This is a genomic window from Pseudomonas sp. FP1154 (assembly GCF_030687245.1).
In the GTDB taxonomy this organism is placed as follows: domain Bacteria; phylum Pseudomonadota; class Gammaproteobacteria; order Pseudomonadales; family Pseudomonadaceae; genus Aquipseudomonas; species Aquipseudomonas rhizophila.
The window spans coordinates 1,354,350-1,365,297 of record NZ_CP117465.1 but is presented as its reverse complement, the minus strand read 5'-3'; the positions used below and the strand labels follow the sequence as shown (position 1 = coordinate 1,365,297).

The window sequence follows — 10,948 nt, the reverse complement described above, 5'->3', positions numbered from 1 at the left end:
CCTGCTGTAACGCATTCCCCCACCCCCTCTCTAGTTCAGCAGACCGGCGCTAACGCCGGTTCATTTCCTGAAACTGGAGAATCATCATGACTGCTTCGACCCGCACCCTGTCCGCCGCCGCCCTGGCCCTGGCACTTGGCTCTGCCTTGAGCATGACAGGCGTCTCGACTGTCCATGCCGCCGACGACACCATGGAAAAATGCTTCGGTGTCGCTCTCAAAGGCAAGAACGACTGCGCCGCCGGCGCTGGCACCACCTGTGCCGGCACCGCGAAAATGGACTATCAGGCCAACGCCTGGAAATCGGTCCCCAAGGGCACCTGCACCACCCTCAAAAGCGAAACCTCGCCCACCGGCTTCGGCCAGCTTGAAGCCTATAAAGCCAAGTCCTGATCGCACCGCCTGAGGCCTGCCGCCATGTCGAACACCGCTTCCCTCGCCTTCGATACCCGGCTACCGCCGCGGGCGGGGCTGGGGCTCAAGACCGAGCATTTTCGTGAAGTGCTCCAGACCCGACCGGATCTGGGTTTCTTCGAAGTGCACGCGGAAAACTACATGGTGGCCGGCGGGCCGTTTCATTACTTTCTGGGGCGGATACGCGAACAGTATCCGCTGTCATTGCACGGCGTCGGTTTGTCGATCGGTGGAGAGGGGCCGCTGGATGTTGCGCATTTGCAGCGCCTGGCCACACTGATCGAACGCTATCAGCCCCAGTCTTTTTCCGAACACCTGGCCTGGTCCAGCCATGGCCCGGTGTTTCTCAACGATCTGCTGCCCCTGGCCTACGATGAAACGACGCTCAGGCGCGTCTGCGAACACGTCGATCAGGTCCAGTCCAGCCTCAAATGCACACTGCTGCTGGAAAACCCGGCCACTTATCTGGCGTTCGAGGACTCGACCCTCGACGAGCCTGACTTCATCAGTGAAGTCATCCGTCGCACCGGCTGCGGACTGCTGCTGGATGTGAACAACGTCTACGTTTCGTGCATCAACCATTGCCGTGATCCCCAGGCTTACCTCGACGCACTGCCCCTGCAGGCCACCGGCGAAATTCATCTGGCCGGGTTTGCCGAAGACTCCGACAGCCTGGGCGAGCGTTTGCTGATCGATGACCACGGTGCGCCAATCGACAACGAGGTCTGGCGCTTGTATCGCACGGTACTGGCGCGGACCGGGCCAGTCGCCACGCTGATCGAGCGCGACAACCGCATCCCGGCGTTGGCAGTGCTGTTGGCCGAAGCCGGTCAGGCCGACCAACTATTAAACGCCGCCAGGGTCCAGCCATGAGCCGCTACAGCGAATTCGCCGCCGCCCTGCTCGACCCGCGCAAAGCTTCTCCGCAGGGTTTGACCTGCGCCACGGGCGCCGATCCAGAGAGCCGGTTCGCGGTGTATCGCAACAACGTGCTCAGCTCATTGATCAACGCCCTGGCCGACAACTATCCGGTGATGGCGCAACTGGTGGGCGAGGAGTTCTTCGGCGCGATGGCCGGAATGTACGTCCAGTGCGCCGCACCGCGAAGCCCAGTCATGAGTGACTACGGTGCCGACTTTGCCGGGTTCATCGAACATTTCGAACCCGCCGCCAGCGTGCCGTATCTGGCGGATGTCGCCCGACTGGAGCGCCTGCAGGTGCAAGCCTGGCACGCCGCCGACGCCCGGCCCATGGATGCACAACAGGTCATGCAAGTGCTGTCATCGCCGGCATCCCATGATCATCTGAGGGTCGGTCTTCACCCGTCACTGCACCTGTTGCAATCGCCCTTCGCCGTGGTGGCGATCTGGGCCGCCCATCAGCAAGAGCCCGTCATGCCGGTCGACCCCTTCACGCCGCAATGCGCCCTGGTCCTGCGCAACAACCTGGACGTGGAGGTGTTTGCGATCAGTCCCGGCGCCCATGATTTCCTCAAGGACCTGCTGCAAGGTTGTTTCCTGGGCGCGGCCATTGATGCTGCAACCAGGCGCGACAGCGATCTGGAACTGGAGCACACCCTGGCGCAGCTCATCAGCCATCAAGCCGTCACCCATCTGTTAGCCGAGCAGGTATTGCCATGAACGCCCTGATCACTCGCTCCATTGAATGGCTGGATAAAATCCCTCACAGCCTGATCGCCTTCGTTGGGCGCTTTTGCATCGCGGCGGTGTTCTGGAAATCCGGCCAGACCAAAATCGAAGGCCTGGCCATCGACCTGATCGACGGCACCTTCCAGCTCGGCCTGCCGCGATTGGCCGATTCAACCATTCCCCTGTTCAAAAGCGAATACGCCTTGCCGCTGTTGTCGCCAGAACTGGCAGCGCATCTGGCGGCAGCGGCCGAGCATGTGTTCCCGATCCTGATCCTGTTTGGCCTGGCGACACGCTTCTCGGCCCTGGCCCTGCTGGGCATGACCTTGACCATTCAACTGTTCGTCTACCCCGACGCCTATCCGACCCATGGCACCTGGGCGGCGGTACTGCTTTATCTGATGGCGCGCGGGCCGGGCAAGCTGTCGCTCGACCACCTGATCGCCAGGCACTACGCTCGCTGATCAAGATCGGGACTCCTGTGGGAGCGAGCCTGCTCGCGATAGCAGTGTCAGCTTCAGCACAATTGTTGCCTGACCCACCGCTATCGCGAGCAGGCTCGCTCCCACAAGGTTCGTGTGATGCCTTGCTATCGCTGAAGCCGATCCAGCGCCTCGCCACTGCGCTTGAACCAGTCGATCAGATAATCGGCCAGCACCTGGGTGCGCTTGGGCAAACCGCCCTGGTACGGGTGCACGAGGTACATCGGCATGCGACGGGTCTGAAAATCCCTGAGTAACCAGCGCAAACGTCCGTCAGCCAATTCCTCATGCAACAGATAGGACGGCAACCGGGCGATCCCGGCGTTGGCCAGGGCGGCTTTTTTCAGCAGGCTGTAGTGATTGCTGGCGAACGGTCCCGATACCCGCACCCGCAACAATTCGTGTTGCTGGTGATAGAGCCATTCTTCGCGGCCGCTGTAATGACTGTTGAGCAAGCAACGATGTTCGACCAGGCCCTGGGGCGTCAGGGGTTCGCCGTAGTGTTCGAGGTAGGCCGGGCTGGCGCAGGTCAGTTCATGCCAGGCCAGCAACGGACGCGCCACCAGGCGCTCATCGAGGGCAGCGTCGGAGCGGATCGCCAGGTCGAAACCATCACGGGACAGATCCCGGTAGCCATTGTTGAGTTCCAGTTCAATCTGTACGTCGGGGTAGCGCTGGGCGAACTCCGTCAGCAAACCCTCAAAGAAGGTTTCGCCCAACGACACCGGAACCGTCATACGCACCGGCCCGGAAATTTCATCCTTCAGGCGAGCCAGGGCCTGACGCGCCCTTTGCACCTGCACCAATAACGCCTGGGCCTGGGGCAATAACGCCGCCCCCGCTGCCGTGAGACTCAAGCGCCGCGTGGTGCGCTGTAGCAACACCACCGAAAACCGACTCTCCAGCAGGCTGATGCGCTTGGACAACTGGCCCTTGCTGCAGCCCAATTGCTGGGCCGCCAGGGTGAAACTACCGGCCTCGATCAACACGGCGAACGCCGCCAGGTCGTCCATTTCGCTCATCGGATTGTTTCCAATTGAAAACCAAAGGTTGCCTATTACCACGATTATCAAGAGAAAGAACCTCTCTAGACTGCAATCTCATCCAGCCCATTGAGGAACAGCTAATGAAAATCCTGTTGATCGGCGCCAGCGGCACCATCGGTTCGGCCATTGATAAAGAACTGTCGCCGCGTCACGAGATTGTCCGCATCGGCCGTCACAGCGGCGACCTGCACGTGGATATCAGTGACAGCTCTTCGATCCGTGCCCTGTTCGAGAAAACCGGTCGCTTCGATGCACTGGTCTGCGCCGCGGGCAACGTCACCTTTGCGCCCTTGGACGAGATGACGCAGGACAGCTTCGCCCTGGGTTTGAAAGACAAACTGATGGGCCAGGTCAACCTGCTGCTGATCGGCCGCGAATTCGCCAATGACGGTGCGTCCTTCACCTTCACCACTGGCGTGCTCAGCCACGATCCGATCAGAAGCGGTGCGTCGGCGGCGCTGGTCAACGGTGCCCTGGACAGTTTCGTGCGTGCCGCGGCAATCGAATTGCCCCGGGGCTTGCGGGTCAACTCGGTCAGTCCGAACGTGCTGCTCGAAGCCATGGACAACTATGCCCCGTACTTCCGTGGCTATAAGCCGGTACCAGCCGCCGATGTCGCATTGGCCTACGCCAAGAGTGTCGAAGGCCTGCAGACTGGCCAGACCTTTCACGTCGGTTGACCTCTTGTGATGCAGGATCAGTCTGCGTAACGTGGCGGCACTTGTCTGGAGACTCAATGATGCGTGCCGCCCGTTCCCTGCTGTTTGTCGCCCTCCTGCCGCTTTTCGCCGGCTGCCAGTTGCTCGACGCTCCACCCCAGAGCGTTTCCCATGCCGGCCAGATGCGCATGCAGGGCGAACTTACGGCGGCCGATGGCAAGCTGGTATTCCAGCCCTGCCAGGAGCAGCGTCGCTACATCGTCAACGACAGCGGCGGCACCAGCGTACTGCAACAGGCCGCCAGCCTGGCCGATGATCAGGGCAAACTGTTTGCCGATGTGCGCGGCCATATCGTCACCAGCGCAGCGGCCGGTACCGACAGCCAGTTGAATCTTGAGCAGTTGTATCGCCTGGAGCGTTCGGGCAGCGCTTGCGACGACGCCGACTTCAAGCGGCTGCTCCTGCGCGCCACCGGCCATGGCCCCGAGTGGAATCTGAACGCCAGCGGCAAAGGCCTGGTGCTCGAACGTGAGGGCCAGCCGCCTCTGGCAGTGCCTTTCGTTGAAGAACAACTGGGCGATGGCCGCTTCAATCTCGGCACCGAAGCCAACGGCCAGAAGGTCGAGCTTTGGGTCACTCCCCAGCGCTGCGTCGACAGCGTGACCGGCAGCGTGCAGCACATGAGTGCCGAGCTGCGGGTCAACGGTCAGGTCCAGCGCGGCTGCGCTTACTTCGGCGGTGCGCGTAACGACTGATTCGAAGTTTTTTGGCTTATAATCGCCGGCTCACGCCCTGGCGCAGTTGTGCGTCCCGCGAACCGGATCCTGTCATGTTACGAATCACCGAACTCAAGCTGCCGATCGACCATCCCGAAGAAGACCTGCGCCCAGCCATCGTGCAGCGCCTGGGCATCGCCAGCGATGACCTGCTCGACTTCACCCTGTTCAAACGCAGCTACGACGCGCGTAAGAAGTCCTCCGAACTGTGCTTCATCTACACCATCGACCTGACGGTGCGCGATGAAGCCGGCTTGCTGCGCAAGTTCGCCGATGACCGTAACGTCAACCAGGCGCCGGATGTCAGTTATAAAGTGGTGGGCCAGGCACCGGCTGACCTGAGCGAACGGCCGATCGTGGTCGGCTTCGGCCCGTGCGGGATCTTCGCCGCCATGTTGCTGGCACAGATGGGCTTCAAACCGATCATCCTCGAGCGCGGCCCCGAAGTGCGGCAGCGCACCAAGGACACCTGGGGCCTGTGGCGCAAAAGCGTGCTCAACCCCGAATCCAACGTGCAGTTCGGCGAAGGCGGTGCGGGGACGTTCTCCGACGGCAAGCTCTACAGCCAGATCAAGGATCCCAAGTTCCTGGGTCGCAAAGTCCTGCACGAATTCGTCAAGGCCGGCGCGCCGGAAGAAATCCTCTACGTCAGCAAGCCGCACATCGGTACGTTCCGTCTGACAGGCGTCGTGGAAAACATGCGTGAGCAGATTCGCGCCCTGGGCGGCGAAGTTCGCTTCCAGCAGCGGGTCACGGATGTGTTGATCGAGGACGGCCAGTTGGTCGGTGTTGAACTGGCCAGTGGCGAACGTATTCATTCAAAACATGTGATTCTGGCCCTGGGCCACAGCGCCCGGGACACGTTCCGCATGCTCCACGGCCGCGGCGTGTACATGGAAGCCAAGCCGTTCTCGGTGGGTTTCCGCATCGAACACCCGCAATCGCTGATCGACAGCGCGCGCCTGGGCAAATATGCCGGCCACCCGAAGCTTGGCGCCGCCGATTACAAACTGGTGCACCACGCCAAGAACGGTCGCTCGGTGTACAGCTTCTGCATGTGCCCGGGCGGCACCGTAGTGGCGGCCACCTCCGAGCCGAACCGCGTCGTGACCAACGGCATGAGCCAGTATTCACGCAACGAGCGCAACGCCAACTCCGGCATCGTGGTGGGCATTACGCCTGAAGTGGATTACCCGGGCGGCCCCTTGGCGGGCATCGAATTGCAGGAGCGTCTGGAATCCCACGCTTTCGTGCTCGGTGGCAGCAACTACGAAGCCCCGGCACAACTGGTGGGCGACTTCATTGCCGGCAAACCGTCTACGGCGCTGGGCAGCGTCGAGCCGTCCTACAAGCCGGGTGTGTCTTTGGGCGACCTGGCCTTGGCCCTGCCCGACTTCGCCATCGAAGCCATCCGTGAAGCCCTGCCGGCGTTCGAAAAGCAGATTCGCGGCTACTCGCTGCATGACGCCGTGCTGACCGGCATTGAAACCCGCACCTCGTCGCCGCTGCGCATCACCCGCGACGAAACGTTGCAAAGCCTGAACGTCAAGGGCTTGTTCCCGGCTGGCGAAGGCGCCGGCTACGCGGGCGGGATTCTCTCGGCGGGCGTGGACGGAATCCGGATTGCCGAGGCGGTGGCGCGGGATATCCTGGGCCTCAAGGCCTGACCCCTACCCACTGCGGGAGAAGCTTTGTGGGAGCTGGGCTTGCCCGCGATGCAGGCAGCTCGGTCTATCAGGTGAACCGAGGTGATGCTATCGCGGGCAAGCCCAGCTCCCACACAAGCTCGCTGCCACAAGGAAATTCAGTGTTTTCCAGTGTTCAGATATTGGCTCGGAGCACACTTTCCGGCAGCGCCTCACCCCGCTCCACACTCGCCGCCACGGCGTCCATCAATCCACTCAGCTCGTAGCCCTGGGCTTTGAGCCACGCCGGATCGTAATAGGTCGTGGCATAGCGCTCACCGCCGTCACACAAGATTGCCACGATCGAGCCCATCTCACCTGCTTGCACCATCTGCCTAGCGGCGATCAGCGCGCCGATCAGGTTGGTGCCGCTGGATCCGCCGACCCGTCGGCCCAATCGCTGGGCCAGGTAGTGCATGGCCGCCAGCGACAGGGCATCCGGCACTTTGACCATCGCATCGATCACCTTGGGCAAAAACGACGCTTCGACCCTTGGCCGGCCGATACCTTCGATCCGCGAACCACAATCCAGGCGCAGGCTCGCATCGCCGCTGCGGTAATAGTCGAAAAACACCGAACGCTCGGCGTCGGCACACAGCACACGGGTACAGTGCTGGCGGTAGCGTACGTAACGACCCAGGGTCGCGGTGGTGCCGCCGGTGCCGGGGCTGGAAATCAGCCAGCTCGGCTCCGGATGCCGCTCGAAACGCATCTGCTGGAAGATCGATTCGGCAATGTTGTTATTGGCGCGCCAGTCCGTGGCGCGCTCGGCGTAGGTGAACTGGTCGATGAAGTGGCCGTCATGCTCACGGGCCAAACGCTCGGACTCGGCGTAGATCTGCGTAGGATCGTCCACCAGGTGACTCTGGCCACCATAGAAGGCGATCTGTGCGATTTTTTCCCGGGAGGTGGTCGCCGGCATCACCGCAATAAAGGGCAAGCCCAAAAGCCTCGCGAAGTAAGCCTCGGAAATAGCCGTCGATCCGCTTGAAGCCTCGATCACCGGGGCGCCAGGCTTGAGCCAGCCATTACACAGCGCGTAGAGAAACAGCGAGCGGGCGAGTCGATGCTTGAGGCTGCCGGTGGGGTGGCTGGACTCATCCTTGAAGTACAACTCGATACCCGGCAGCCCTGGCAGCGCCAGTGGAATCAGATGGGTGTCGGCGCTGCGCTGGAAGTCAGCCTCGATGATACGGATCGCTTCACGCGCCCACTGGCGGTGGTCATTCATGATGTCTTCTCACTGGATCAATGCGACGCGAGGAACCTGACGTACAGACAGGCACGACTTGTCTCGGAAAAACCAGTCGCAAGCTTAGGAAAAAACCGACATCGCGCACAGGTACAGCTAAGGTCCAATATGGCCTGTCACTGCCTGACCACGCGTTGCATGCGTTGTAACGACATATAACAAAAAAGAATATAACTTTTGTTTTAACAACTAACAGTACCGGTTAGGGTGGACCATCTTTTTGATTTGATCCATGGAGAGCAACCGTGCCTCTACGTAATACTTTGACCCGTTTCCTTCAGTTGGAAGCTGCCAGCGGCCTGCTATTGATCGCCGCCGCCGTGCTGGCCCTGATACTCAATAACTCACCGCTGTCGTGGCTCTATACGGACTTTCTGGACACCCCTGTGGTGGCCCAGATCGGGGCGCGCTGAAAATCGCCAAACCGGCGTTGTTGTGGATCAACGACGGCCTGATGGCCATGTTCTTTCTGCTCATCGGCCTCGAAGTCAAACGTGAGGTTCTCGACGGGCAGCTGTCGAAACCCTCGCAGATCGTCTTGCCGGGTGCGGCAGCGATCGGTGGCATGGTCGTCCCCGCCCTGATCTACTGGTTCCTCAACCGCGACAATCCCGGCCGCCCTCGCAGGCTGGGCGATTCCAACGGCCACCGACATCGCCTTCGCCCTTGGCGTGCTGGCCCTACTGGGCAAACGGGTACCCGTGTCGCTCAAGCTGTTTTTGATGACCCTGGCGATCATCGACGACCTGGGCGCCATTATCATCATTGCCATCTTCTACTCGGGCGCCCTGTCGACCTTGTCACTGGTATTGGCAGCCGCCTGCATCGCCGCGCTGGTGGCGATGAACCGCGCGGGAGTGGTCAAGCTTGGCCCCTACATGGTTGTCGGCCTGATTCTCTGGGTCTGCGTACTCAAGAGCGGTGTCCATGCCACCCTGGCCGGTGTGACCCTGGCGTTCTGCATTCCGCTGCGCACAAAAAATGCCGAGACCTCGCCGCTGCTGACCCTGGAACATGCCCTGCACCCCTGGGTGGCCTACGGCATCCTGCCGCTCTTCGCCTTCGCCAACGCCGGCCTGTCCCTGAGCGGCGTCACCGTCGAGAGCTTCACCCATCACGTGCCGATGGGCATCGCCATCGGCCTGTTGCTGGGCAAGACCGTCGGCGTCTTCGGCCTGACCTGGCTGGCGGTCAAGATCGGTATCGCCAGCCTGCCCGCCGGCGCCAACTGGGGGCAGATACTGGGCGTGGCAATCCTGTGCGGCATCGGCTTCACCATGAGCCTGTTCGTCGGCTCCCTGGCGTTCGCGCCCGGTACCAGTGAGTATGCCGGTATGGACCGGATGGGTATTCTCACTGGCTCGATCCTGGCGGCGTTGCTGGGTTATGCGGTGACAGCGGCGGCTAGTCGTAAGCAGACTGCATTTAAAGCCAACTAAAATTACCTGATCGGGGTGATGTTTGTTGTGTGTTTATTGGTGTGTTTATTGGTGTGTATATCCGTTTCTTCGGTGACGGCCACTGGCGGTTCCGCCCTTACGGCGGGTCACTTTTGAACAGCGCAAAAGTAACCAAAACGCTTCTGCCCCACCACTCGGCACCTCGCTTAGGCTCGGTGTACCCTCACTCCGGCATTGCTCCGTGGGCCCGCCGCGAAGGGCCATCCATGGCCCAGCGCGGCTATCCCGGCATCCATGCCGGGATGCCCACTCCACAATGCCTGCGTTCGGCCAGCGTGGTTAACGGGGCGTCCGAGATCAACGTCCACCGCGAGGCGGCCTTATAGCCGACCTGTTTTTTTGATGATCGCGTTTTTCCTGTGGGAGCGAGCCTGCTCGCGAAGAGGTCGACACATGCAACATCTTCGTCAACTGTGTAGCCGCCTTTTCAGCCTTGCGATAGTTCAGTTACATAGCGATTGAATGGACTGCCGTCATCGCGAGCAGGCTCGCTCCCACATTCGACCTTTCAGTGAGCACAAATTTATATCCAACACAGAACCACTGAGGGAGCGGGCTTGTTCGCGAAAAGGCCAACATACCCAACATCTTCATCGACTGTGATACCGCTTGCGTGAGCAAGCCCGCTCCCACAGGAGAAACGCGGTCCCACCAAGAATCAGGCCGGCTATAAGGCCGCCTCGCGGTGGACGTTGATCTTGGACGCCCCGTTAACCACGCTGGCTGAACGGAGGCGTTGTGGAGTGGGCAACCCGGCATGGATGCCGGGTTAGCCGCGCTGGGCCATGGATGGCCCTTCGCGGCGGCCCACGGAGCAATGCCTTCGTTCAGGCACACCGAGCCTAAGCGAGGTGCCGAGTGGTGGGGCAGAAGCGTTTTGCTTACTTTTGCGCTCTTCAAAAGTGAGCCGCTGTAAGAGCGGAACCATAAGCAGCCGTTACCGAAGAAACGGATATACACGCCGCGCGCCCCCCGAAACGAAGCCATAAAAAAAATCGCGCCTCCCCGTTCAGGAAAAAGCGCGATTTTCTCTTAGCGATTCCAGCTTAGTGCGATACGCGGCTCGTACCATCCACAGTGGCAATACGAACCCGCTCACCCACACGGAACACTTCGTTTTCCTGAACCTGCTGCACATAGGCGCGCATGCTGCCGTCGTCTTCGCGAACGGTGATTTCCACACCCTGGGTACGGGTCAGGCCTTCTTCGGTCGCGGAGCCGATCAGGCCGCCGGCCACGGCGCCGATCACGGCAGCAACGATACTGCCACGGCCACCGCCGATGGCGCTGCCACCCACACCACCTACCACCGCACCCGCCGCGCCGCCGATCGGGGTCTTGGTGCCTTCGATCTTGACCGGACGCAAGGCTTCAATGGTCCCCATGCGAATCGTCTGCACGCGACGCGCTTCGTCACGGGAATAGGAGTCACCGGTCAGGCTCGACTGACAGCCAGTGAGCAACATCGCCATCGTGGAAAAGGAAGCAACCAGCAAAACAGACTTACGCATAGCATCAAACTCCAA

10 protein-coding genes and 1 pseudogene are annotated in these 10,948 nt (G+C 61.1%); 8 read left to right on the top strand and 3 right to left on the bottom strand.

Annotated features, from left to right (window positions below):
* Positions 1 to 86 precede the first annotated feature (86 nt).
* The 4 genes from PSH91_RS06215 to PSH91_RS06200 are packed head-to-tail and all read left to right on the top strand — an operon-like array spanning position 87 to position 2,526.
* Positions 87 to 392, top strand: a complete 306-nt coding sequence (locus PSH91_RS06215) for a DUF2282 domain-containing protein (RefSeq protein WP_047228390.1) — start codon at positions 87 to 89, stop codon at positions 390 to 392.
* Positions 393 to 416: 24 nt separating this feature from the next.
* The gene (locus PSH91_RS06210; RefSeq protein ID WP_188252309.1) at positions 417 to 1,286 is read left to right on the top strand and encodes a DUF692 domain-containing protein; all 870 of its coding nucleotides are present in this window, start codon (positions 417 to 419) and stop codon (positions 1,284 to 1,286) included.
* Positions 1,283 to 2,053, top strand: coding sequence for a DUF2063 domain-containing protein (locus PSH91_RS06205; protein ID WP_305467614.1), 771 nt, complete (start codon positions 1,283 to 1,285; stop codon positions 2,051 to 2,053). The genes PSH91_RS06210 and PSH91_RS06205 overlap by 4 nt, the downstream gene beginning before the upstream one ends.
* The gene (locus PSH91_RS06200; RefSeq protein WP_076386074.1) at positions 2,050 to 2,526 is read left to right on the top strand and encodes a DoxX family protein; all 477 of its coding nucleotides are present in this window, start codon (positions 2,050 to 2,052) and stop codon (positions 2,524 to 2,526) included. Before PSH91_RS06205 ends, PSH91_RS06200 begins: the two co-directional genes overlap by 4 nt.
* A 125-nt stretch (positions 2,527 to 2,651) precedes the next feature.
* Here PSH91_RS06200 and PSH91_RS06195 read toward each other — a convergent pair whose 3' ends face one another.
* Positions 2,652 to 3,566, bottom strand: coding sequence for a LysR family transcriptional regulator (locus PSH91_RS06195; protein WP_047228394.1), 915 nt, complete (start codon positions 3,564 to 3,566; stop codon positions 2,652 to 2,654).
* Positions 3,567 to 3,670: 104 nt separating this feature from the next.
* Here PSH91_RS06195 and PSH91_RS06190 point away from each other — a divergent pair, with 104 nt between their 5' ends.
* From PSH91_RS06190 to PSH91_RS06180, 3 genes are all read left to right on the top strand, one after another.
* Positions 3,671 to 4,270, top strand: a complete 600-nt coding sequence (locus PSH91_RS06190) for a short chain dehydrogenase (RefSeq protein ID WP_173407314.1) — start codon at positions 3,671 to 3,673, stop codon at positions 4,268 to 4,270.
* 59 nt (positions 4,271 to 4,329) lie between these two features.
* Complete coding sequence (locus PSH91_RS06185) at positions 4,330 to 5,004, top strand: COG3650 family protein (RefSeq protein WP_047228436.1); 675 nt, start codon at positions 4,330 to 4,332, stop codon at positions 5,002 to 5,004.
* 74 nt (positions 5,005 to 5,078) lie between these two features.
* Positions 5,079 to 6,692, top strand: coding sequence for an NAD(P)/FAD-dependent oxidoreductase (locus tag PSH91_RS06180; protein WP_047228396.1), 1,614 nt, complete (start codon positions 5,079 to 5,081; stop codon positions 6,690 to 6,692).
* A 154-nt stretch (positions 6,693 to 6,846) separates the two neighbouring features.
* Here the strand turns inward: PSH91_RS06180 and PSH91_RS06175 are convergent, their stop codons facing one another.
* Positions 6,847 to 7,944, bottom strand: a complete 1,098-nt coding sequence (locus PSH91_RS06175) for a PLP-dependent cysteine synthase family protein (protein ID WP_171061417.1) — start codon at positions 7,942 to 7,944, stop codon at positions 6,847 to 6,849.
* 263 nt (positions 7,945 to 8,207) lie between these two features.
* Here PSH91_RS06175 and nhaA point away from each other — a divergent pair.
* Positions 8,208 to 9,401, top strand: a pseudogene (gene nhaA / locus PSH91_RS06170) (Na+/H+ antiporter NhaA).
* A gap of 1,067 nt (positions 9,402 to 10,468) precedes the next feature.
* Here nhaA and PSH91_RS06165 read toward each other — a convergent pair.
* Positions 10,469 to 10,933, bottom strand: coding sequence for a glycine zipper 2TM domain-containing protein (locus PSH91_RS06165; protein WP_160891711.1), 465 nt, complete (start codon positions 10,931 to 10,933; stop codon positions 10,469 to 10,471).
* Between the last annotated feature and the right edge of the window lie 15 nt (positions 10,934 to 10,948).

Excerpts from the sequence above, each read along its gene's own strand:
- PSH91_RS06180 (WP_047228396.1), top strand. The coding sequence starts at position 5,079 with ATGTTACGAATCACCGAACTCAAGCTGCCGATCGACCATCCCGAAGAA.
- PSH91_RS06205 (WP_305467614.1), top strand. The coding sequence starts at position 1,283 with ATGAGCCGCTACAGCGAATTCGCCGCCGCCCTGCTCGACCCGCGCAAA.
- PSH91_RS06200 (WP_076386074.1), top strand. The coding sequence starts at position 2,050 with ATGAACGCCCTGATCACTCGCTCCATTGAATGGCTGGATAAAATCCCT.
- PSH91_RS06215 (WP_047228390.1), top strand. The coding sequence starts at position 87 with ATGACTGCTTCGACCCGCACCCTGTCCGCCGCCGCCCTGGCCCTGGCA.
- PSH91_RS06210 (WP_188252309.1), top strand. The coding sequence starts at position 417 with ATGTCGAACACCGCTTCCCTCGCCTTCGATACCCGGCTACCGCCGCGG.
- PSH91_RS06185 (WP_047228436.1), top strand. The coding sequence starts at position 4,330 with ATGCGTGCCGCCCGTTCCCTGCTGTTTGTCGCCCTCCTGCCGCTTTTC.
- PSH91_RS06195 (WP_047228394.1), bottom strand. The coding sequence starts at position 3,566 with ATGAGCGAAATGGACGACCTGGCGGCGTTCGCCGTGTTGATCGAGGCC.
- PSH91_RS06165 (WP_160891711.1), bottom strand. The coding sequence starts at position 10,933 with ATGCGTAAGTCTGTTTTGCTGGTTGCTTCCTTTTCCACGATGGCGATG.
- PSH91_RS06190 (WP_173407314.1), top strand. The coding sequence starts at position 3,671 with ATGAAAATCCTGTTGATCGGCGCCAGCGGCACCATCGGTTCGGCCATT.